The organism is Methylomusa anaerophila (assembly GCF_003966895.1).
Classification (GTDB): Bacteria; Bacillota; Negativicutes; order Sporomusales; family Sporomusaceae; genus Methylomusa; species Methylomusa anaerophila.
The window spans coordinates 295,633-317,228 of the sequence record NZ_AP018449.1; the positions used below are offsets into that span (position 1 = coordinate 295,633).

The window sequence follows — 21,596 nt, forward strand, 5'->3', positions numbered from 1 at the left end:
AAACTATGCTTGGCCTTTTTTGTTGAGCGAGAGCGAGAGAATAGTTCCAAACGCCCATCTGCGTCGTTGCCTGAAATTTCGCGTCCTCAACGTACACAATTCGTACGCCTCCGGCCTCGAAATCCCAGGCGCCTAGCATCTGAACATTTTGAACTATTCTCTTTGGAATAAGGAATCAAAATCTATAGAAACAGGGTGGTTAATTTGAAGGCAGTATGTTTTGATGATGTAGTAGACCGTAAAGGCAGCGGCAGCGCCAAATGGGACGATGCCGCCAGGCTTTTTGGCTCGGAGGATGTTTTACCAATGTGGGTTGCCGATATGGATTTTCCGTCTCCTCCCGCGGTGCTGGAAGCGCTTGCGGCCCGGGTTCAGCATGGGATTTTCGGCTATCCCTCCCCCCATTCCTACGCGTATGACGCCGTTGCCGACTGGCTTGACAAGCGCCTTGACTGGAAGGCAGATCCCGGTTGGATGGTCAGTACTCCCGGCGTGGTTACAGCCATTACTTTGGCTGTGCAAACCTTTACCAAGCCGGGTGACAAAATTATCATTCAGCCGCCGGTATATCCGCCGTTTTTTTCCTGCGTGTTGAATAATAACCGGACTTTGATTGAAAATCCTTTGATTCATCAGGCGGGAGAATACCGGATGGATTTCGACGACCTGGCAAATAAAGCGCGGGATGCAAAAATGCTGATTTTGTGCAGCCCGCACAATCCGGTTGGCCGGGTCTGGTCACGCCCGGAGCTGACCACTTTGGCAAAAATCTGCGCGGATAACGGGGTTTTAATAGTGTCGGATGAAATCCACGGCGATCTGGTATATGCCGGCTATCGCCATATCCCTGTGGCGTCGCTGGAATCCGCCATTCCAAATCAGGCAGTAACTTTCATCGCCCCCAGCAAAACCTTTAATACCGCCGGTCTGTATACCTCTGTGGCCATTATCCCCGACAACAACCTGCGCCGTGAATTTGCCAAAACCGCCCAGCTACTGGGAATCGGTAAAAACAACGTATTCGGAATAACAGCCCTGGAAGCCGCTTACCGGTATGGCGCTCCCTGGCTGGACCGTTTATTGCCTTACCTCGCCGACAACGCCCAATATCTTACCCGGTATATAGCCGATAATATTCCGGCAATCAAAGTCGATAAGCCGCAAGGCACCTTTTTGGCCTGGTTGGATTGCCGCGACTTAGGGCTGGCGCCGGCTGCCCTGGCCAAATTTTTTGTGCAAAAAGCCAAAGTGGGGCTTAATGACGGTCTGACCTTCGGCAAACAGGGAAGCGGTTTCATGCGTCTCAATTTTGGCTGCCCCCGCCCCGTTCTCACGGAAGGACTTCACCGGATCAGGCAAGCGGTTTCTTCCCAATTATAATCCGCATTTCTCGAATGACTGTTTCAGGTCGGCAATAATATCAGCGGCTTCTTCCAGACCTACACTAAATCGAAGATGACCGTTTTTAAATTCCGCGGGATAGAAGTGATTTCTTTCATCATCCGGGCCGACATAGACAATGAGGCTCTCATCATGGCCGATGGAAACAGCCGGAACAATTAGCTCAAGGGAGTTAACGAATTTATTGTGGGTAGCTGCATCGGCCTTCAGACCGAAAGAGAGAACTCCCGAATACAGGCTCATTTGTTTTTTCGCAATTTCATGCTGCGGATGGCTTTCCAGGCCGGGATAGGCAACAAAGGCCACCGACGGATGCGCCGCCAGAAACAAGGCAACTTTCATGGCGCTTTCGCTATGTTGTTTCATGCGCAGCGGGAGAGTTACTACCCCGCGCATAATCAGCCAGGCGTTAAAGGGGCTGATAGCGCCGCCCAGATTAACCATTGCCTGACGTTTTATCTGGTCAATCAGTTCCTTGCGGCCGATGACGGCACCGCCCATGGAATCCCCATGACCATTAATATACTTCGTTAAACTATGTATAACAAGGTCGGCTCCAAGTTTGAGAGGCTGTTGTAAAAAAGGAGTGGCAAAAGTGCTGTCAACCGTAAGTAACGCTCCCCCAGACTTGGCAATTTTCGCTATTTCAGCAATATCGCTTACTCTTGTCGTAGGATTGCCGGGGGTTTCAATATGAATAATTTTTGTATTGGGACGTAATGCCTTCTTAATTTCCTCCAAATCGGCAGTGTCTAAAAGAGTCGTTTCCACGCCGTATTTACCGGGAAAGTACTCTTGCAGCAGTCTGTAGACGGCAATATAGGAAACGTTGGAACAAATGATGTGGGCATGCTGGTCCAAAAATGTAAAAAATACCCCGGCCAGGGCAGCAACGCCGCTGGCCAGCACTACGCAGTCCTCACCGCCTTCAAGGGCAGCCAGTTTTTCTTGCAGATAGATCTGGTTCGCTGACGTATTTCTGGTATAAATCAACTGATTCGGATCACTCCAGTTAAGCGTTGACGCATCTTCCGGCAGCCGATAGCTGTTTGCCATCGTGATCGGGCGCCTTATGGCGCCTGTTTCTTTATCAATGCCGTTCCCCACGTGGATACATTTTGTCCGGAAAGAAATCTTTGTTTTGTCAGCCATGATTCACCCTCTTTTCCTCTTAACGCTTCTGAACAAACAAATAAGACCAGGGAAAATACCCAATTGTATCTTCCCTTGGCCTTCATTTTTATGATCAGCCATTACAGAGCTTAAACTATATATCAATTTCGAATTTTATAATATAGTAATACTATTTTAGGACAATGTCAATGCGGTTTTTGTATTTCATTATACTTAACCTGCTGACGGAATCATTGTGCCGGTATAAAAGTATTCATTGATTTCCCGGTAAAGCTCTTTCAACCGCTCTGAGGGAATTTTGCAAATCCCTTCGTACGTTTCCGTAAAATGAATGCGCTCGTAATCAAGCTGATACGGTTTGATTGTACCTGCTTGCACCAAATCATCGTAGAAAGTCGAGCCAGGCAACGGACTGTATATACTCCAGGTGCTGCGGTCCAACTTGAGCTCTTTAGCCAGCTCAAAGGTCTTGACCACATCTTTTTCCTCCTCGCCCGGAAGACCGATCATAAAAAAGCCAAAGACTTTTACATATTTTCGGGCCAGCTTAACCTTTTCCTTAATCTGGTCCACGGTTATCCCTTTTCCCAATTTGGCCAGGCTCTGCGGCGAACCGGATTCGATTCCAAGGTCCACTTGCGTCAGGCCGGCCCGCTGCATCAGTTGCAATTCTTCTTCATTTATCAGGTCAATACGCGTGTTGGCCTGCCAGGCTATATCCACCTTACGCTCAATTAAAATTTGGGAAAAGTCTCTGGTCCATTGGCGATTAAGATTCAAAATACTGTCTTTAAACCAAATACCGTCCAGATGGTATTTATTTTTCAAACCGATAATTTGATCTACAACCAGATTGGCTGATTTTACCCGCCATTTTCGTCCCATTGTCTGATGCACTGCGCAAAAACTGCAGGGAAACGGACATCCTCGGGAGACAAGCATGGAGACTCCGCGTATATCCCGCAATAATTGGTTATGCTGGATATACCGTTCAACGGGGAAAGAATCATAGGCTGGCGCCGGTAAACTATCCTGGTCGATAATTAATGTCTTTTCCTTAATAACGCTTTTGTCACCTTCGCGGTAACATAGGCCGGCAACGTCCGCAATGGAACTGCGGCCTTCCAAAGCAGCGACAAGTCCGCCTAAAGCCTGTTCGCCTTCGCCGCGGATAACAAAATCAACACTGTCGTTCGCCAGCACCCCGGCAGGATCAAGGGTGGGATGCACTCCCCCCAGGACAACTTTCGCCGCCGGGGCCGCTTGCCGGGTTAAAGCGGCTACTTTCAGCGCTGCCGGCAGCGTGGTGGTCATCGCACTTACTCCTACCAGACCGGGCTGGCGGTCGGCTATCGTCTTAGCCAATTCGGCGCTATCCATTAACAAACCTTGCATATCAATTAATTCAACCTGATAGCCTTGTGTTTTCAGATAGGCATAAAGGGAGGCAAGTCCCAACGGTGGTTCAAAGGGGGCAACGTAAAGGTTGCCGCCCTTAACCCAGTCAAGGTAACTATTATATCTGTTACTGAATTGTTGCCCATCATAAAATGCCGGATTAACCAATAGGATTTTCACACATCCATCCTCCTTCGCGATTCACTGTTTAGGTATGCACCACTCTCTACTCTTGCTTAAATTGCATAGACGAAAGGCTTGTCAGTTTCAGTAAAAAATTCTTTAAAAATCAACTTGCGAATTTGAACAAACTCGTAACTGCTGCGGTCACGCGGCCTTGGCAGTTCAACCGGAACAATCCTCTTAACCGTTCCCGGCCGGTTGGACATGACCACAATTCTGTCCCCCAAATAAACAGCCTCATCTATATCATGAGTCACCAAAATCATTGTGGTCCGCTCTGTTTCCCAGATGCGCAAAATCTCTTGCTGCATCTGAATTTTGGTCAAAGCATCCAGGGCGCCGAAAGGTTCATCCAGCAGCAAAACTTCCGGCCGGTTGATTAGCGCCCTGGCAATAGCCACACGTTGCGCCATTCCCCCTGATAATTGGTGGGGATAGGCTTTTTCAAAGCCGGTTAGACCAACCAGATCAATATGTTCCTGAACCATTTTATCTTTTTCCGTTTTTGAACCGTCTTTCAAACCAAAAGCGATGTTGCCCTGTACCGTAAGCCAGGGCAGCAACCGGTGTTCCTGAAAAACGATACCCCGATCCAGTCCCGGTTTCGAGATTGGCTGCTGCCCCAGAACAACCACGCCTTCATAATCCTCCTCCAACCCGGCAATAACCCGCAGCAAAGTACTTTTACCGCAGCCGCTGCTGCCCACTATACTGACGAATTCGCCGCTATGAATGTCAAGATCAATGTTTTCTAAGACACTCACCGTACCTGCCCGGCTGGTAAACCTTTTATTAATGCCCTGGATTGTCAAATTGCCGCCGCCAAACGTCCCACTCATTACGTCACCCCCGACCGGATTTTTGCTTAACTATTCACCTTAAGGTGGGAACTGCAGTTAGTCTCCCGCATAGGTTGTTTTCCAGACAATCAGCCTGGTCTCCAGCCTTTTCAGCAAATCATCCATCACCTTGCCGATTACGCCGATGGTAATCATTCCGACCAGCACAACATCAGGCTGCGAAAGTTGCCGCGCATCGTTGATCAGGTAACCGATACCCTGAGTAGCCGCGATCAACTCCGCTGCCACTACGCACATCCAGGCCACTCCCAGTCCTACTCTAAGTCCGGTCATAACGGCAGGCAGCGCCCCGGGAATGACCACCTGGCGAATAAATTTTCCCTTGCTCACTTCCAAAACCCGGCTCAGTTCAATAAATTTGCTGTCGGTCTGCCGAATACCGTCCAAGACATTAATCAATATGGGGAAAAATGCCCCCAAAAAGATAATATAGATTTTCGACGGCTCGCCGATGCCGAACCACAGAATAGCCAGTGGAATCCAGGCAATAGGCGGAATAGGTTTGACCACTTGAATCAATAAATCTGTTAAACGATCTAAGACTTTGGACAAGCCGATGCCGATACCCAGTACAATACCCGTCAAGGCCGCCAATCCGAACCCTTCCAATACACGTAAAATACTCACCCCAATATGCTTTAGCAACTGGCCGTTGCCGGCAAGTTCCAGGAAGCTGCGGGCAACCTTCGTGGGCGGCGGCATTGTAACCGGTTTTATAATACCAATCTCAAAGAGCAGTTGCCATATAACCAGCAGCAATACCGGTAAAATTACAAACTGCACCGATTTCATCAACTTAACTTTCTGCAGCGAATTTACTATACTCAATGACCGTGGCCGCAACTGCAGCCGCATACCGGCTGCCCGTAAACTTTGTTCTTTCTGCGGCATAATTATCAACCTCCTCTCAATTTATCTGATTCATAAGAGGTAGAAACAGCCTCCACCGGCCTGACAAGTCACTGAATGCCGGCTGCTTTCAGATAGCTGGAATCAATAAACGCGTTTATATCCACCGGCGATTTGATAATGCCGGCATTGCGCATAAATTCTTCGCCAAGCTTCAACTCTTGAATGTCGTCGTCATGCAATACGGGACTATAATCAAACTTCGGCAGTATTTTCACCAACTGTTCCGGCGATATTTTAACTTCATCAGCAATTAATTTAGCAGCTTCCTGGGGATTGGACTTAATAAATTCACTGCCCCGCTGATATGCTAACAGAAATTCTTTGACAATTTCCGGATTTTTGACAGCAAAATTGTTGGTAGCAACTATGACCAATAGGCCCTTTTTAATCCCGGTACCATCAACCAGGACTTTAGCTGTTCCCTGATCTTCCAACCTGGTAATCAACGGCTCCCATATGGCAGCGGCGTCAATATCACCTTTGGCCAAAGCTGTGGCACTATCAGCCTGACTTAGATTAAGGAACTGGATATCGTCAACTGTCAGGCCGTTGTTCTTCAAGACCAGCACCAACAAGTGATGGGCAAATGACCCTTTAACAACAGCTACCTTTTTACCCTTTAAATCCTTAGCCGAAGCGATTTTTGAATCTTTGGGCACCACTATTGCCAGTCCTTGCGGTGCGGCGGCGCAAAGTCCGACAATCCGGGTATCCTGTCCTGCCGCTTTTGGAATAATTGCCGCGGAGTCTCCCAAAAAGCCGATATCCTGTTGCCCGGCGGCAAAGGATTCATTCATCGGCGGCCCGGCGTCAAAAGAACTCCATTTGACCGTTACACCGGCTTGTTTAAGTTTGTCTTCCAGCCACCCCTGTTTTTTGGCAACGAAGATAGGTGCATACGCGGGAATAGGCTGGGTGGCGATTCTTAGTTCTTTGGCTGTTATGCCGGCAGTATTGTTAGGTTGTTCCTTAGCTCCGCTTTCTTTGCCGGTGCTGCAGCCGGTAAACAAAATGACAGACAGAATAAGCATTAAAATGAACTTTAGCTTTTTCATGGCAAACAGTCTCCTTTACCTATTAATCTTAAAATAATCCCTTATCGCCCTGACCCGGGATTCACCTTGCTAACCGGTCCAGGTGTATAAAAATAGGATGCGCTTCCTCCTCCCGGGACTTCCGTACTTTGAATGTTTGGTTGCGCACTTCTTCCGGCTCGATTATCCAAACAGCGGCCAGATCCACATCGCCCAGCTTTTCACGGATACTCACATAATGTTTTTGAAATATCGGGCCGGCCACGACTGCTTTAATTGGGCTGCCGGTAATTTGATAACTAATTCCGGTTTTACCTTTAATGGCTATGGATACTTTCTTTTTAAACCAGATGCTGCGCACCAGGTTCTTGTTGGTTACGGAGGATTCCAGCAACTCAAGATAAACCAGATTGCCATTTTCGTCGGCATGAATTGTCTGTTTTATGACCGCATGCGGAACTCCCTGGGCGTCAATTGTCGCCAATACCTTCACTGTTTCCTTATCCGCAAGCAACTCAGCAACTTCATTATCAAGCTGTACAGCCATTGTTTTATCCTCCCTTAAACTATCTATTATTTACTAAAGCTTGGATTGTCCCTAACTGCCTAAAAGATGACGATTGTTCAGCAGTTCCCCTCTTAATGCGAGTAGTCTCGTTACAATAATCTGGACAAGTCAGTGTCGGGATGATTGCCGCAACGCCGGTAATCATCATAATCAATCGGCAGGTTATATTTCACTCTGATCTCATGCAAGCCTTTCGCCAGGCGAACGAAATACTCCAGCGAAGGATTTTTCTGATCACGGAAATCCGAACCCGGCTTGGGTACCCAGACAATATATACACTGTTGACACCATGGCCGGCCAGATGCTCCGCCTCTGCCAAAGTTGACGCAAGGGCTTCCTCTTCGCTCTTAAATCCCCGGGGCTGAGCCAACTCCACCCCGCCGACGATACCGGTGCTGACGTTGCCGCGACCAAAGATATCCACGGACCGGATCAGGCGGTTTTTCCATTCTTGATAACCGATCCATTCTGCTTTCCCGGGGCAAATCCAGTTGAATAGCTCCTCATTTAACACTTCCAAGTCGGAAGTATAACTGGTAAGACCGGTTTCCTCATAGAGCCGCGCCAACTGTTTTTCATTAAAAGATGTGGCAATTAACTGGCTGGGAAACTTCTTGGATTTGAAGTTTTCGCCGATAGCCTGCAATATCTCAATATAAAAATCCACCTCCTGATCGAAAGGCTCCGGCCCGTTGGTGTTGGACCCGGACGTAAGGCAAATGCCGGTAAATCGCCCAGGTTCTTTTAATGCTTCCCGAATGGTCTCCGAAACATCACGAGGGTCCAGTTTGGAAGGAATACCCAGTTCAGATCTCTGTTGTTTAAAATGAGTCACAATATCGCAATAGCGGCAGCCTTTGTCATTGGCCCAAAAGTGGCAAAACCCGGACTGAAACACATTTAACCGTTGTGGCCGCGCGCTAACAATGTAACTCATCGGAATGCCTGAACCGGTTTTTTTGTCGTAGTAAGCCGGCTTCGGCCAGTATTCCACCTCTTCCAATACCTGTTTATTATCCGTCAGCACCGTTTTACCGTCCACAACATCAACAATATACGGGTTCTTTTCCGGCGGTGTCGGATCAACAATTATCGAAGTACCGTCCCTTAACAGCAAAGATTCGGGAACAGGAGTAAGTTTAGCATCACGGGAACCGAAAATATAAGGACTGCGCACCTGGTGCAGTGAATTATCCATCGCCTTTAAGGCACGGTCGGTATAATGTACTCCCCGGCGCTGGACATCAATTTTTAAAATAATGAGCGCCGGTATTTCCGGATATTTAGCGATAATTTCATTCAAAGTTAATTCGGCCTTTGCCTTTGGTAAAATAACAGCCATTTTCCCATACCCCCTAAATAATTTTATTGTTTTTATTTGTATATAATAAAAAAGAACAGACTACTACTCGGAAGTAGTTACCTGTTCTTTGTTAAGAAGAATAACTATGACAATGATAGATTCGCCTTGTCAGGCTTTAATCCAAATATATTGTCCAGCAAGCTAAGTTTCTTTCCGGAATCCAACTGGGGAAAAAAAATCTGATTTTCTTCTTTAGTATCAACTGAAGAATTTCTTCAATCCCATTGACACATTTAGTTACATACAAGCAACGATAGACCATAACCTTATCCCAGTGCCCGGATTCCACAATCAATTCCTCAGCTTTGGTTAAAAATCCGTCAATCAAACAAATTACTGTATCATTGGCTATTTTTACTTCTATCTTTTTTGGCCCCCTGCTAATTTGTTCTTTGATAAATTTGGCGAATTCTCTCTCCAGTTGTTGCTCCTTAGAAGCAAGATTCCGCCCCGGATATTGTTTAATATCCATCAAACACCCCCCAGGTAAGGAAAACCGTTAACGCTACCCGCCCTTTGCATTCAGCAATTGGCCCTTGGCTCATAAAAAATTTCTAACCGACAAGGGCGCCAAGGGATTTTTTAGTTATCCCTGTTAGGATTAAACAAATTCGATACCGATAAAAAGAAAAGGCCAAAGAGTTAGTTATATACCAACTTCTTTGGCCTTTAGTTTTTTTCTAATCAGCCGTATATTCTTTTTAACATATTATCATTTTGCAAACCCTTTGTCAATAATATCTGCTATATTTCCATATTTTTAATGTTTGCTATCTGTATGTATCCAGTACTTTGTCATAGATATCCTCTATGACACTACCTGTAAGTACTAATTTGCCAAAAAAAACAGAGCTCTCTAGTCAGCCTATTTGCTTGACTAGCAGAGCTTTTTCAACTTATTTTACTGCAAAACTCAGGTTTCTGGTTTAATCAATTATCATGCCATTATATCGCTGCTGATACCGGCAATCCATTAATAGTAACGGCAGCATGACTCACAGCCTCCCTGAGCAGTTTTTGGCTCTGACTTGTGACACACTGTCAGCGGTCACGAAACGGATTAAAATCATTTGTATACACACTGCTCACTTTTACCTGGCCTTCTTTAAGTTTTCCTTCCTGCACCAGCCAGTCAATCCAGATTTTAAGATCACCCTCGGAAATTACGCCGCCTTTGCTGGCTATGCCTGTATGCCGCCAATATTTTACCCCTTCAGTATTTTCATTACGTTTTCGCTTGTTAATAATATTTTCCATCCTGTCTACAACTTCATCCCGCGGCGTAGTATTCGCCCATTCAATAGCTTTAGCCAGCCCTTCGACAAATTTTTTGACCGTGTTAGGGTTCTCTTTAATAAACTTTTCCGACATAACAAGGCAACTGGAATTGAAATTACCAAATAGTTGATAGTCAGTAACAACAGAACGGACACTACCCCGTTCCATGGCTTTGTCCCGCCAGAAACCTGTCATAAAGGAGGCTTCAACCTGCCCCTGCCGCAGGGCCTGTTCGGTATTGGCCGGTGGCGTAACAACCAGTTCTACTTTACGAATTTCATCTTCTGTTAAACCCGCTTTACGCAGATACGATTTAATCATAACTTCATGGTGGGCACCAAGGGTATTAACGGCAATTTTTTTGCCGATTAGATCCCGGGCCTCTTTGATCGGGCTGTCTTGCAACACAACCAGCGACCCATGCGATTTTTCATTCACGCCATTACTGCTAATAACTGCTTTAACCGGCGCATTGGCTGCTTTCAAGCCAATAACTGAACCGGTAAAAGCCGAGCCAAAATCAATATCACCGGTTGCCGTCGCCTGGATGTCCTGCGGGCCGCTGATGGTATTACCAACCCATTTTAGCTTAATAGGAGCTAAATAGCCCAGGTCTTCCGCCAATTCCGCCAGTGTAACCTGGCCCGTCCAGCCCTGGTAGCGCAATTCAGTTATCTCCACTACACCCGGAGTAGCGCTCTTGGCCGCCTTTTCATCTTTCTGTCCGCAGCCTGCCACAGCAAACGCAGTTGCCAGAACCAGCGCCAATAAAACAATATTCCTGCTAAAAAGCCTATGGTACATAGCGATCACATACAAAACCCTCTTTCTAATTGTACTTGCACCGGGAATTTTATCTCCTACAGTTTCTACAGCTGAGGAAACTTGTACTGAGACAATTGAAGACCTTCAAATTGTTCGGTTTCAATCCGGTAAGCATCATGTATTGCGGTACTGTTGGCCGAACAATCATATAACTGGTCGATTGTAAACCCATATTTACGATGAATGGCTGCTGCCTTTTTGGTCAAATCAAAATGCCATGCCGTTTCAGGTGTCCGGTGTCCTTCGAGCTTGGACCCCGGATTGGGGCACCAGGCGCCGGCAAAGCAAATCACCCCTTTGGACGCAAGATATTCCACACCTTCAAGAATAGACTGCTTTGGTTCAATGCCGGCCACGATATTAGAACGAACTTTCCCTTTGCCAAAGACCTCTGCGGCATATTCCAGCGCTTTCACCCAGTTAGTCCGGCCACCACAGCGCTTCTCCTTCCCCGGGCAAATAGCTTTGAAGATGTTCTCCTCCCAAATCTCAATATTCAAGGCGATAGTCCGGTAGCCGGCTTCTTTATATTTTTCCACACCACGATAATCCACCGGAGCGCCAATGACTGCCGTGCCGTTGAAATCATCAAGCCCCGTGAGTTCCTTTATTTCTTCCGCTACATCGGCATAGTAATCCAGTTCCCGGCGTTCCGGGATAAATCCACCAGTAACATTGACATGATTGCCACGCCCTTGCTTATAGGCTGCAGCTACAACCTCGGCTACCTGTCGGGGAGTTTTTATGAAAATGTTTTCCTGGCTGTAGGCTCCGGCAGTTGAATTAATATTGCAATACAAGCAATCTTCGTCTGTTTCCTTTAACGCACACTCATTACTATAGCAAACACCTACGCCACCCTCCGGAATAAACGCAGCGATATGTCCGAACGGTTCCCCGTCGCTGGTTTTATAATCAAGCAACTCCGGTCGTTTGTAAAATTCGATTTCGGCAATTCGCTCTTGCTGTTTATAGATAACCGGCCTCCCGTTTTCCGCAACCAGCCGATACTTGGATTGCGGATCCCAGCGAAAATTAACCCGAAGCCCGTGCGGCAAATAGAAGATAGCAGGCAGTAAAAAGCCTGAGTGATGGGCCTTATCCATATCAAAAAGGATATGAATTTGTTCCTGGTACTTTGTACCGATTTCGAACTGTTTTACATCATCGGCCTTAAAGCTAATGCCCTCGACAAACAGTTCAATTTTCAGTTCAAGTTCTTGATATAACGCTTTCTTAATGGCTTCTTGCGAAATATCCCCGTTATAATTATCCATTTCATTTTTTTTCACAGTAGTTATTGACATGATTCTTCACTCCTAATCTTTTAAATACTAACCTCGGGTTTCCATATGGTAAACTTTTTTTCCAAATAAATCAGCGTTTTATTCACAAGCAACCCAATGATAGAGATCGTTATAATCCCGGCATACATATTGGGAACTTGGAAGCTGTATTGGGAATAAATAATCAAATAACCAAGACCGGCTTTGGCGCCAATCATTTCAGCCGCCACCAGTACCAGAATGGACGTGGCTCCTGACAGCCTGATCCCGGTAAAAATTGACGGAACGGCTGCGGGTAAAATAACCTTATAAAAGAGTGTAAAATGGGATACTCCCATGGACCGGGCTGATTTAATCAGTAAGGGGTCAACATTTTTCACCCCGCCGATGGTGTTCAACAGGATAGGCCAGGAGCAGGCGTAAACTACAATGGCAATTTTGGACACTTCGCCGATTCCCAGTAACAAAATAAACAGCGGGAATAAGGCCAGGGCCGCGGTATTTCTAAAAGTTTCGACAAGCGGATTTAATACCTCGGAAACCACTTTATACCAGCCCATGGCAATTCCAAGGGGGATACCATAAGCTATGGCCAAAAAGTACCCGCCCCAGGCCCGTACCAAACTAGATATAACATGATCAGCCAATTCGCCTGACTGCAACAGTTGCCACCATGCTTTAAGTACATCTGATAGCGGCGGAAGAAAGGTTCTATCAGCCAAGCCTGTTTGCGGTGCTACTTCCCAGAGAATAAGCAACACTAAAATCGCCACAGTTTTTTTGAGCAATGTACCAGCCAGTCTAAATCCCTCGATTCCCCTAATTTTATAAGCCGTATTTTTTTCCTGTAAAACACCAACTACTCTGACATTAGTCATCATCTGCCACCTCTTTCTGTTCTCAAATTAAATACTGCAGGCCACATTATTTCTAACGGAATTACTGGCCTGCAGTATTTTCTGCTCAGCCCACTCTCTACGCTGACCTACCACCAGCGGCAAAATTACATCAACTTATTATTTTTCATTGACATACGGATTGAATTCATTTGTATATACATCCGACGGTTTAATCTGGCCTGCCTTAAGCTTACCCTCTTTTACCAACCAGTCAATCCACATTTGTATTTCCGTATCGGAAGCCAGGCCGCCTTTGCCCGATACCCCTGTACTCCTCCAATAATTTACTGTTGAAGCATCTTCATTTCTCTTTCTCTCTTTAATGATCTTCTCCATACGGGCAATCACTTCTTCCCGCGGAGTAGCTTTGGCCCATTCGATTGCTTTAGCCGTTGCTTCAACAAATTTCCTCACAGTATTGGGGTTGTCCCTAATAAATTTTTCAGTAAAAACATAGCCACCGCCGGTAAATTTTCCGAATATGTCATAATCAGTGAAAACTGTGCGAACACCGCCTCTGTCGAAAGCTTTGTCTTTAAACATTCCGCCTAAAATCGCCCCGTCAACCTGCCCTTGCCGTAATGCCTGCTCGGCATTTACCGGTGGTAGAACCGCTAAAGTAACCTGCTTGATTTCTGCTTCTGTTAAACCTTGTTTACGCAAGTACTCTTTAATGATAAATTCATTATGCGCAGCGGGAGTATTAACGGCAATCTTTTTACCAATAAAGTCACGCCCGTCCTTCAGTGGACTATCTTGATTAACCACCAAAGCATAATAAGATTTATCATCCACACCATAGTAACCAATAACATATTTTATTGGTGCATTTGAAGCTTTTAAATTTACAATAGCCCCGGTAAAAGCGCCACCAAAATCAATATCTCCGGTAGCTACTGACTGGATATCCTGCGGTCCACTGATGGTATTTCCAACCCATTTGAGTTTTAGTGGGGCCAGGTAACCCAAGTCCTCTGCCAATTCAGGAAATAGTACCTGGCTGGCCCAACCTTGATATTTTATTTCAGTTTTCTCCAATGCGCCTTTATCATTTTGCACTACCGCATGTTCTTCCTTTTTACCGCAGCCTGCCAATACAAGCATAATCATTAGAGCTAACAAAATTAAAACAGCAACCTTGCTTCCCAAAACTTTTGTACGCATGTTCATCGGTAACGACCTCCTCTTCAGTCTTTGGTTAATTATTTATAATCGACAAGATAAGGCTGGTACTCGGGAGGTGTTGGACTTGATAAAATAAAGGTACCGTCACGCAGGGTTAGAGATTCCGGCAGCGGCAACAATTTACCGTCACGCGATCCAAAGATACTGGGAGCTTGAATCTGGTGTATCGTCGGATTGACATGCTCAAGTGCCGCAGCACTGTAGGCTACGCCTCTGCGATAAACGTCAGTCTTAAGAATGATTAATTCAGGAATATCCTGATATTTTTCTACAGTATGTAGATAATTTTTTCGTTGGCTGGATTTTGGCATACGCCTCATCTCCTTCTGATTCTTATTACTTTTGGTAATACTTGCAAGCGCTTTTATTTTCATACGTTTCACTGCGATTCTGGGTAGTTTAAAAGAGGCTCTTACCTTTTGGGTAAGAGCCTCCGTAAGTCCTACGGTCAGCCTGATATTTTTAAATTTTACTTTACCGATTGCAGATTGCTTTCAGCATTTACTCCAATATAACCGATAGCATTGTACTTGTGGGCATATATTGATGCCCCTAGGGCTCCAGCATAGGTTGGATCCATTTTAGTCTCGCCTATTTCAACGCCGAGAAGCTCTTTTAGCGCAAGTTTCATGCCAATATTATTAGAAACTCCTCCTGTGAAAATAAAGGTTGGCTCCATGCCGATTCGATTCAGTAAATTACGAATACGCCGGGCAGTGGCATAATGAATCCCTGCCGTCCGCACGTTTCGTGCCTTTGGCCTTAAGAGATATTACTTCAGATTCGGCAATGACCGGAAAATAAAGCCGTTCTTCCAGCGTCAATGCGAACGCCAGTGCGGCAATCCCGTTTTTCATTCTCTGTGGTGTCGCTTATGCAGCATGGGAGTCTATTTGGTAAAAAAAGCCAAGTAATTCCTTAGTGGAATGACTTGGCCTGCAGTATAATAATCTGCTCAGCATGTTACTTGATTGCCCTACCATAAAAACAGGATACAGATCGCCCATTTACCGACGTTTACTAATCTCTTAGAAATATTATATTTATAATAGCAGCTAACTGTCCCCATGTAAGTCGCCCACACGACACGATGGGAGCAGCATATATCATTTTTGTAAATCCATCAGACAGTTTCATTAAAGTTGTTCCGCAAACTTCCAGCAATATGGCGATACCCAAAAATACCCATTGCATTTAATTTGTCAGCAACCGACTCATATTGAACAGATATTTTTTCCCATTGCTCCCACCATTCCAAAAAGCATTGCTCAGCTAAATGCAGAAATAACCCCTCCTTATTCTCAAAATGGTAATACAAATTGCCTTTGCTGCATCCCGTCGCAGCAACGAAATTTTTATCGAACTACACTGCCCAAAATACCGACAAAAACAAAAAGCAGGCTGCACTTAGCCCTGCTTCTGTGTTTCCGGAAATATGTCTTTAAGGTTTATTTGCAATTCGGGGAAGATTATTGGAGTTATAGTATTGTCGCGGCTGAAATACTCTGATTCTCTATATTTGGATAGTTCCTCATTCAAGTAAAGCCTGCTTATTATCTGATGTACCGGATCCACGATCCAATATTCCAAAACACCGTTTTGTTCATAGAGTCTGCGTTTCTTAATGATATCAATGCTGGCTGTTGCGGGTGACAGAACTTCAATAATTAGATCCGGACTGCCTTTGCAGCCTTTCTCTGTGATATTAGACTTATCACAAATCACCGTTATATCCGGTTCTACTGCATAAGTATTTTTGTCATTGCTGGTTTGTTTATCGAAGGTAACGCCAAAAGGCGCTATGAAAACCTCGCATGTTTTACCTTTTAAATTTAAATGGTTGGCAAATTCATTAAATAACCTGCCTACAATTCTTTGATGCTCGGTTGATGGCGGAGCCATCATGTATGCTACGCCGTCAATAATCTCCCACCGTTCATTCTCGGGCCAATTTAGGTAGTCGGCATAAGTATAAACTCTATCATTCCTGATGGCGTTACTGCCCATGTTCTCATCTCCCCGAATCGTCCTTTCCCTTAGTATAACAAATTATTGGAAAAGTAAATAGGAGCAAAGCCATGATGCGTTTGTTATCTGTATGTATCCAGTACTTTGTCATAGATATCCTCTATGACTCTAAGCCCCCCGTTGTAACCGGCATAGCCGCAATTTAAAATCAGCCGGTAAGCAACAGGGACACTGACTATCAGAAGATCGGCGCCTATCTCGCGGGCCAAATCCCTTTCCCAGCCGCTGCCGAGAATCAATGCCCTGTGTTTGTGGGCATCGGCCCTGATTTCTTCTTGAATAGCACCGGCATCCACTAAAAAACCAACCGTAGCCGAACGCAATTCAGAGATATTTTTAAACTGCTCTTGAATAGCCGCCTGAAATTCTTCCGGCGTATCATCAACAATAAACTGCCTGGCCGGAAGAATGCCAAGCTCGTTCAGCAGATATTTGGAAAGGCCGACAGCGTAAGAAGCATCTAGAATTGTATAAAACCGCCGGGGCAGGCCGTATCTGAATTCAAGCATGAAGTCGGCCATTCGCTCAATATGCATGTAGAACTTTTCTTCTTCCTTTTTTATAAAAGCTTCCGTTTTATCTTTGTCAAGAGCGGCAAAATCAGCAACCTGCCGCAAAAATTTCGTTGTTTCCACCCCGCCGATTGGCAGATAGGGAAAATGAATATAGGATGTGCCGTATTTATTTTCCAGATGTTTGGCAATCCCCAGACCCGGCCAGGCGCTGACAACAATATTAAACTCGGCCTGCGGGATGGTCTTCCACTCCTGTACCCCCCGGGATTCTGAACCAAAAAGGATATTGACTTTAAGTCCGATGCCTTCCAATATTCGTTTGATTTCTTCCAAATTACCGTTCCAAAAGGGATCTTGATAGGGAATAGTGGCGAATACGTTGGCCAGACCTTTGATTTTCCCGGTCCCCGCCTTGAATTTGTCCACATATTGGTCGATAATCGCCTTAACCACCGTCTCATGGCTTACATAATTATTGCTTTTGAAACCGCCTGTTTCCGCATATACAATCGGTTTATCCAGGTCTTGATATCTACTGGTTACTTGTCCGATGTCGTCGCCGATAATATCGGAAGTGCAACCGGTGAGTACTACATAAAGGTCGGCATCGATCACCTTAAAGGCGCCTTCAATCACGCTTCCCAATTTCTCTTCGCCGCCAAAAACAATCTCCGCTTCACTGGCGTTGGTGCAAGGCACGGTGTTCCCGCCGGCATAGCCTTCGCCTTGTCCCAGCAGCCTGTTGATTTTGTCACCGCAGCCAGGACCGGAATGCAAAATAGGCACAGCTCTTTTTATGGCTGTTACCGACTGTTGCGCGCCCAGCGCGCATGAATATCGCGGCTGCTCAATAAAACCCGACATCTAGGTCACCCCTGAGAAAAGAGAATGGATTTTGCTCCAACCACCATTTGCGGTAAGGCATGGTACTGTGTTTGGCAAGATTAGTTACAAATTCTTTATTATCAAGGGTTTCCAGGATTCGTTCCGCATAATTGAGCACCCCCTGATAGCCAAAGCCGAACTGCTCATCCCCGATTAAAAGAGTCGGAATCCCCAGCTTTGCCCCCCACAACGTCATGCCGCCGTGCCTGGCAATCATGATGTCCGGTCTCACCCTGTTCAAAATATTGACCAGTTCATAGGCTTGCTTGTTGCAAACATTATAATTGGGAACGTCGCCATAGGTATTCACATCATGGGCCAGGGCATCGGAAGCAATATCCCCGCTGTCATAAATGGGGTCATGATGGAAAATAGCGGCGCCCTGGACTTCCATACCCAGTTCTCTTAAAACAGCGATCAACGAGTGCCCGTGCGCGGCTCCTGCCGTAAGATAGGCCGTCTTCCCCTGAAGTTTTTCACGATATTCCCTGAGCTTTGGCAACACGCGCTCATGTTCTTTGGCAATAATTTCCTCTATCTCTGTTTGCCGGTCAAGAACTCTGCCCAGTTCCCGCAGCCATTGATCCGTACCCGCTATCCCGTAAGCCGGGGGCGACTTGATTTCCGGCACGCCATAAACCTGCTCCAGCGCGGCGCCGATATAAGTGCCCAGAGTCGGACAAATCTGAATGGTAGCCGCTGCTTCGGAAATATGCTCCAGTTGGGCTATGGTTGAAAATGGCACTATATAATCTGCTTCATACCCTAACGGGTTTAACAATTCATCGAATATACGGCTGCCCCAAAAATTTATAATGTTAACCTTATTGGACTTTTTTTGCGGCGGCTTTACTATCTTTCTGACGATGGAATGGTATGCCGAATCAAAGCCTGTCGTCCAAATTTTTGATTTAAATCCTTCACAAAAGCAGGCGACAACAGGAATGCCAAGCTCGGCCGCCAAATCGTTCGCCACCCCTTCCACATCATCGCCAATAATTCCTGAAGCGCAGGACGTTGTAATGAATATGGCGTTGGGGCCCACTCTTTGGTAGACCGCCCGGATGGTATCCGCCAGTTTTTGCGTCGCCCCGAAAATGGTATCCTGTTCCTGAATATTGGTGCTAAAATACCTTCCGATTGCCGGCGGCAGCTTTCTTTCCATCTGCCCTACCCGGTATACAAAATTAAAACAAAAAACATCCCCCGCACATCCCACCGGAGCATGATTAATAACGGCAGCATCCTGGATCATACAAAGCTGGCAAAAAGCATTGATGGAACTGCAGCCCATACACTGGCTGAAACTTCTTACGCTGTCTTTAAGGCTGCCGCTCCGCGCACATTGAACCAGTTGGCCGGCGGTTCCCTCAAACCCTGTGATAGAGCCAAGGCGAACTTCCCGGACTTGGACCTCTGATTCTTTGAGGTTAATGACACTCATATTGAACCCCCTTGTCGATTTCCCATTAGAAAAACGCTAATGCGTCTTTTGACGACCGGCGGACAAAGGACAGCCTTATTATAAGCGGAGGGTTAAGCGACAGTGTCGAAGCGTTAATAAGGCTGTCCTTTGCCGTCCTAGAACATATACTTTCTTGTATAATAAAAAAGGCCTTGAGTAAACGCGTACTTTACTCAAAGCCTCTGTTTCTTCACAGTCAGCTTCCTAAAATCCACAATATAAAAGTTTATTAAATTATAGTATTTTATAATATTGAACTTCTAAATTATAACATTGAACTTTGTGAATGTCAATTTGCATTGACTGTTTATGCAATGACTATTAGGGGACATACTGTGTTACATATTGCTCAACTTATTTAAGTCTATAATTTCGATATATCGTTTACCTACATTGATAATTCCGTCTTCTTTCAATCGCCCCAAAGCAGTTGTTACTGTCTGGCGGCATGTTCCGATCATACTGGCAATATCCTGATGAGTTAATTTTACAGCAATTCTGAGCTTTTCCCCGTCCGGATTCGAAGCTGTAGCGGCTAAATCCTTTAACAGCCAGGCCAAACGCCGGTCCACTTCCATAGATGTCAAATTGGCTATGGCAATTTCGGCATCGCATAAGCGCTTTCCCAGCAGAGCAGCCACCCGGACAGCGAACCGGGGGCGTGCGTACAGCAGTTCGATAAAAGATTCCCCTTTCATTCGCCATATTTTACAAATATCAATGGTCTCAGCAAAAACGCAGCGATACCTTCCTGTCAATACCCCGGCTATTCCAATCACATCACCCGGCTTGCGTATTGATAACGTAATAATCTCCCCCAGGCTGGTACTTTTGTAAAGCTTAACATGTCCGGTTTCAATAAAGTAGATATAGTTCGAGTAATCCCCCTCACTATAAAGCACATACCCTGCTTTTACCTGCATCGGGTAAGCTAAAGCCTTAAACTCTGCAATCTCATCGGGCGGCAGTGTCTCCCTCAAAATCGCTTCCGGCTTATCCAAATGCTCATTCCTCCCCCCTGCTTTATCAGGAAATAAATATCCGACCCTCATTTCCCGCAAAGGAAAAGGCCAAAGATCCGGCAACATGCCAACTATCTTCGGCCTTTAGCTTTCTTCTAATCAGCCATTATAAATTACAAAGCGAAATGTTTACTGCTAAAATAAATTCTTTTAAGCGGTTTTCTCTTGAAACACCGGTAATAATTCATCTTCGATTTTATAAATATCATGGCACAAAGTGGTTGGAGCCGCTGAGCAGTCGTATAGTTGATCATAAGTGAAACCGGCCTTTCTGAAGATTGCGGCAACTTTCCTGGCCAGATCGAAATGCCACTCGGGCTCGGGCGAACGGTGACCCTCCAGGGCGGAACCGGGATTGGGACACCAAGCTCCGGCAAAGCAGGCCACTCCTTTGGCGGCAAGGTATTCGATACCTTCCAGGGTTGATTGTTTGGGCTCAATTCCGGCTACAATATTCGACCTTACCCGCCCATGACCAAAAACCTCCACGGCATATTCAAGCGCCATGCGCCAGTGATCCCAGCCGCCACATTGGGCTTCTTTCCCCGGGCAAATGCTCTTAAAGATATTCTTATCCCAAATCTCAATGTTCATGGCTATGGTCCGATAGCCCGCTTCCTTGTACCTGTCGATGACGTCAAGATCTAAAGGAGCTCCAATAACCCCTGTGCCGTTAAAGTCGGCCAGACCGGTGTGCTCCCTAATGGCCTCCGCTACATCTATATAGTAGTCCACTTCTCTGCGCTCGGGTATAAAGCCGCCGGAAATAGTGATGTGCCTGGCTCCTTCGTTGTAGGCGGCAGCGGCGGTCTCGCCAATTTGCTTCGGACTCTTCCAAAAAATCCCTTGTTTTTCGGCATAAGTATCTTTGGTGGCATTAATGTTGCAATACAGGCAGTCCTGGCCTTTTTCTTTCAGGGAGCATTCATTACTGTAGGCAACAAAGATAGCGCCTTCCCTATTGTACGTAGCCACCTGGGACATTTCCGCACCGTCGGATGTTTTTAAGTTATAGTACTTGGGACGTTTTAAAAACTCAGTTGGGAAAAGTTCCTGGCCATTATGAGTCAGGTAATATTTCCCATCATCATAATGAATTGCGTATGGGGACCGGGTATCCCACCGGAAAGCCAGCTTTAACCCGCCGGGAGAAGTAAACCCAACGGGAAAATCGATTCCAACATGAGGGTGATGGTCCATTTCAAACAAGACATGAACCTGCTCCTGATACTTACCACCTAAATCAAGATTTTGAAAAATCATCGGGTTGACATTGACGCCCTCAACAAACAGGGCGTTTTTAATTTCCAATTCTTTGTAAAGTTGCTTTTTCAGGTCGCTCATTTTCATTCCT

General features: G+C 45.8%; 22 protein-coding genes and 1 pseudogene. 1 reads left to right on the plus strand and 22 read right to left on the minus strand.

The features are described from left to right. The first annotated feature begins 204 nt into the window (after positions 1–204). Positions 205–1,380: a MalY/PatB family protein gene (locus MAMMFC1_RS01200; protein WP_126305743.1), complete on the plus strand. Its 1,176-nt coding sequence runs from the start codon at positions 205–207 to the stop codon at positions 1,378–1,380. Here the strand turns inward: MAMMFC1_RS01200 and MAMMFC1_RS01205 are convergent. The 22 genes and pseudogenes from MAMMFC1_RS01205 to MAMMFC1_RS01305 all read right to left on the minus strand — a co-directional run bounded on the left by MAMMFC1_RS01205 (position 1,375) and on the right by MAMMFC1_RS01305 (position 21,586). Continuing rightward, on the minus strand, positions 1,375–2,553 hold the full coding sequence (locus tag MAMMFC1_RS01205; protein ID WP_126305745.1) for a trans-sulfuration enzyme family protein: 1,179 nt from the start codon (positions 2,551–2,553) through the stop codon (positions 1,375–1,377). The genes MAMMFC1_RS01200 and MAMMFC1_RS01205 overlap by 6 nt on opposite strands. A 195-nt stretch (positions 2,554–2,748) precedes the next feature. Next, positions 2,749–4,113 (minus strand): B12-binding domain-containing radical SAM protein, encoded by a 1,365-nt coding sequence (locus MAMMFC1_RS01210; protein WP_126305747.1) that lies wholly within the window; start codon positions 4,111–4,113, stop codon positions 2,749–2,751. Positions 4,114–4,169: 56 nt separating this feature from the next. Beyond that, positions 4,170–4,955 carry an ABC transporter ATP-binding protein gene (locus MAMMFC1_RS01215; RefSeq protein WP_126305749.1) on the minus strand — a complete coding sequence of 262 codons (786 nt, stop codon included), beginning with the start codon at positions 4,953–4,955 and terminating at the stop codon, positions 4,170–4,172. A gap of 57 nt (positions 4,956–5,012) precedes the next feature. Further along, entirely contained in the window at positions 5,013–5,867 is an 855-nt protein-coding gene (locus tag MAMMFC1_RS01220) for an ABC transporter permease (protein WP_197723883.1), read from the minus strand. A 68-nt stretch (positions 5,868–5,935) separates the two neighbouring features. Continuing rightward, a complete protein-coding gene (locus MAMMFC1_RS01225; RefSeq protein ID WP_126305751.1) occupies positions 5,936–6,943 on the minus strand; it encodes an aliphatic sulfonate ABC transporter substrate-binding protein in 1,008 nt (335 codons plus the stop codon). A gap of 61 nt (positions 6,944–7,004) precedes the next feature. Next, positions 7,005–7,469 carry a hypothetical protein gene (locus MAMMFC1_RS01230; RefSeq protein WP_126305753.1) on the minus strand — a complete coding sequence of 155 codons (465 nt, stop codon included), beginning with the start codon at positions 7,467–7,469 and terminating at the stop codon, positions 7,005–7,007. A 110-nt stretch (positions 7,470–7,579) separates the two neighbouring features. Next, positions 7,580–8,833, minus strand: a complete 1,254-nt coding sequence (locus MAMMFC1_RS01235; RefSeq protein ID WP_126305756.1) for a radical SAM protein — start codon at positions 8,831–8,833, stop codon at positions 7,580–7,582. A 136-nt stretch (positions 8,834–8,969) separates the two neighbouring features. After that, on the minus strand, positions 8,970–9,326 hold the full coding sequence (locus tag MAMMFC1_RS01240) for a Na-translocating system protein MpsC family protein (RefSeq protein ID WP_126305758.1): 357 nt from the start codon (positions 9,324–9,326) through the stop codon (positions 8,970–8,972). Positions 9,327–9,895: 569 nt separating this feature from the next. Continuing rightward, entirely contained in the window at positions 9,896–10,936 is a 1,041-nt protein-coding gene (locus MAMMFC1_RS01245; RefSeq protein ID WP_126310373.1) for an ABC transporter substrate-binding protein, read from the minus strand. 65 nt (positions 10,937–11,001) lie between these two features. Next, positions 11,002–12,264: a radical SAM protein gene (locus tag MAMMFC1_RS01250; RefSeq protein ID WP_197723884.1), complete on the minus strand. Its 1,263-nt coding sequence runs from the start codon at positions 12,262–12,264 to the stop codon at positions 11,002–11,004. A gap of 20 nt (positions 12,265–12,284) precedes the next feature. Next, positions 12,285–13,121, minus strand: a complete 837-nt coding sequence (locus tag MAMMFC1_RS01255; RefSeq protein ID WP_126310375.1) for an ABC transporter permease — start codon at positions 13,119–13,121, stop codon at positions 12,285–12,287. Positions 13,122–13,259: 138 nt separating this feature from the next. Continuing rightward, entirely contained in the window at positions 13,260–14,312 is a 1,053-nt protein-coding gene (locus MAMMFC1_RS01260) for an ABC transporter substrate-binding protein (protein WP_126305760.1), read from the minus strand. Between the two features lie 32 nt (positions 14,313–14,344). After that, complete coding sequence (locus MAMMFC1_RS01265) at positions 14,345–14,638, minus strand: hypothetical protein (RefSeq protein WP_126305762.1); 294 nt, start codon at positions 14,636–14,638, stop codon at positions 14,345–14,347. Between the two features lie 158 nt (positions 14,639–14,796). Continuing rightward, positions 14,797–15,006 carry a hypothetical protein gene (locus MAMMFC1_RS01270; RefSeq protein WP_232035604.1) on the minus strand — a complete coding sequence of 70 codons (210 nt, stop codon included), beginning with the start codon at positions 15,004–15,006 and terminating at the stop codon, positions 14,797–14,799. 19 nt (positions 15,007–15,025) lie between these two features. Continuing rightward, positions 15,026–15,184: a hypothetical protein gene (locus MAMMFC1_RS21670; protein ID WP_162499701.1), complete on the minus strand. Its 159-nt coding sequence runs from the start codon at positions 15,182–15,184 to the stop codon at positions 15,026–15,028. A gap of 163 nt (positions 15,185–15,347) precedes the next feature. Next, entirely contained in the window at positions 15,348–15,521 is a 174-nt protein-coding gene (locus MAMMFC1_RS22805) for an SMR family transporter (RefSeq protein ID WP_126305766.1), read from the minus strand. Beyond that, positions 15,451–15,666 (minus strand): annotated as a pseudogene (locus MAMMFC1_RS01280) (TetR/AcrR family transcriptional regulator); the annotation flags it as partial. The gene MAMMFC1_RS22805 and the pseudogene MAMMFC1_RS01280, both read right to left, overlap by 71 nt. A 68-nt stretch (positions 15,667–15,734) precedes the next feature. Further along, positions 15,735–16,334, minus strand: a complete 600-nt coding sequence (locus tag MAMMFC1_RS01285; RefSeq protein WP_126305770.1) for a Uma2 family endonuclease — start codon at positions 16,332–16,334, stop codon at positions 15,735–15,737. Between the two features lie 83 nt (positions 16,335–16,417). After that, the gene (locus MAMMFC1_RS01290) at positions 16,418–17,734 is read right to left on the minus strand and encodes a nitrogenase component 1 (protein ID WP_126305772.1); all 1,317 of its coding nucleotides are present in this window, start codon (positions 17,732–17,734) and stop codon (positions 16,418–16,420) included. Continuing rightward, the gene (locus tag MAMMFC1_RS01295; RefSeq protein ID WP_126305774.1) at positions 17,718–19,199 is read right to left on the minus strand and encodes a nitrogenase component 1; all 1,482 of its coding nucleotides are present in this window, start codon (positions 19,197–19,199) and stop codon (positions 17,718–17,720) included. The genes MAMMFC1_RS01290 and MAMMFC1_RS01295 overlap by 17 nt, the downstream gene beginning before the upstream one ends. A 359-nt stretch (positions 19,200–19,558) precedes the next feature. Beyond that, positions 19,559–20,221 carry a Crp/Fnr family transcriptional regulator gene (locus MAMMFC1_RS01300; protein WP_158618597.1) on the minus strand — a complete coding sequence of 221 codons (663 nt, stop codon included), beginning with the start codon at positions 20,219–20,221 and terminating at the stop codon, positions 19,559–19,561. 171 nt (positions 20,222–20,392) lie between these two features. Further along, the gene (locus tag MAMMFC1_RS01305) at positions 20,393–21,586 is read right to left on the minus strand and encodes a radical SAM protein (RefSeq protein ID WP_126305778.1); all 1,194 of its coding nucleotides are present in this window, start codon (positions 21,584–21,586) and stop codon (positions 20,393–20,395) included. Positions 21,587–21,596 lie beyond the last annotated feature (10 nt).

Bases quoted from the DNA above. Each gene is read 5' to 3' on its own strand.
- MAMMFC1_RS01255 (WP_126310375.1), bottom strand. From the start codon at position 13,121: ATGACTAATGTCAGAGTAGTTGGTGTTTTACAGGAAAAAAATACGGCT.
- MAMMFC1_RS01290 (WP_126305772.1), bottom strand. From the start codon at position 17,734: ATGTCGGGTTTTATTGAGCAGCCGCGATATTCATGCGCGCTGGGCGCG.
- MAMMFC1_RS22805 (WP_126305766.1), bottom strand. From the start codon at position 15,521: ATGCAATGGGTATTTTTGGGTATCGCCATATTGCTGGAAGTTTGCGGA.
- MAMMFC1_RS01265 (WP_126305762.1), bottom strand. From the start codon at position 14,638: ATGCCAAAATCCAGCCAACGAAAAAATTATCTACATACTGTAGAAAAA.
- MAMMFC1_RS01295 (WP_126305774.1), bottom strand. From the start codon at position 19,199: ATGAGTGTCATTAACCTCAAAGAATCAGAGGTCCAAGTCCGGGAAGTT.
- MAMMFC1_RS01235 (WP_126305756.1), bottom strand. From the start codon at position 8,833: ATGGCTGTTATTTTACCAAAGGCAAAGGCCGAATTAACTTTGAATGAA.
- MAMMFC1_RS01205 (WP_126305745.1), bottom strand. From the start codon at position 2,553: ATGGCTGACAAAACAAAGATTTCTTTCCGGACAAAATGTATCCACGTG.
- MAMMFC1_RS21670 (WP_162499701.1), bottom strand. From the start codon at position 15,184: ATGAAAAACGGGATTGCCGCACTGGCGTTCGCATTGACGCTGGAAGAA.
- MAMMFC1_RS01250 (WP_197723884.1), bottom strand. From the start codon at position 12,264: ATGTCAATAACTACTGTGAAAAAAAATGAAATGGATAATTATAACGGG.
- MAMMFC1_RS01285 (WP_126305770.1), bottom strand. From the start codon at position 16,334: ATGGGCAGTAACGCCATCAGGAATGATAGAGTTTATACTTATGCCGAC.
- MAMMFC1_RS01260 (WP_126305760.1), bottom strand. From the start codon at position 14,312: ATGAACATGCGTACAAAAGTTTTGGGAAGCAAGGTTGCTGTTTTAATT.
- MAMMFC1_RS01220 (WP_197723883.1), bottom strand. From the start codon at position 5,867: ATGCCGCAGAAAGAACAAAGTTTACGGGCAGCCGGTATGCGGCTGCAG.
- MAMMFC1_RS01305 (WP_126305778.1), bottom strand. From the start codon at position 21,586: ATGAGCGACCTGAAAAAGCAACTTTACAAAGAATTGGAAATTAAAAAC.
- MAMMFC1_RS01230 (WP_126305753.1), bottom strand. From the start codon at position 7,469: ATGGCTGTACAGCTTGATAATGAAGTTGCTGAGTTGCTTGCGGATAAG.
- MAMMFC1_RS01240 (WP_126305758.1), bottom strand. From the start codon at position 9,326: ATGGATATTAAACAATATCCGGGGCGGAATCTTGCTTCTAAGGAGCAA.
- MAMMFC1_RS01225 (WP_126305751.1), bottom strand. From the start codon at position 6,943: ATGAAAAAGCTAAAGTTCATTTTAATGCTTATTCTGTCTGTCATTTTG.
- MAMMFC1_RS01215 (WP_126305749.1), bottom strand. From the start codon at position 4,955: ATGAGTGGGACGTTTGGCGGCGGCAATTTGACAATCCAGGGCATTAAT.
- MAMMFC1_RS01270 (WP_232035604.1), bottom strand. From the start codon at position 15,006: ATGGAGCCAACCTTTATTTTCACAGGAGGAGTTTCTAATAATATTGGC.
- MAMMFC1_RS01245 (WP_126310373.1), bottom strand. From the start codon at position 10,936: ATGTACCATAGGCTTTTTAGCAGGAATATTGTTTTATTGGCGCTGGTT.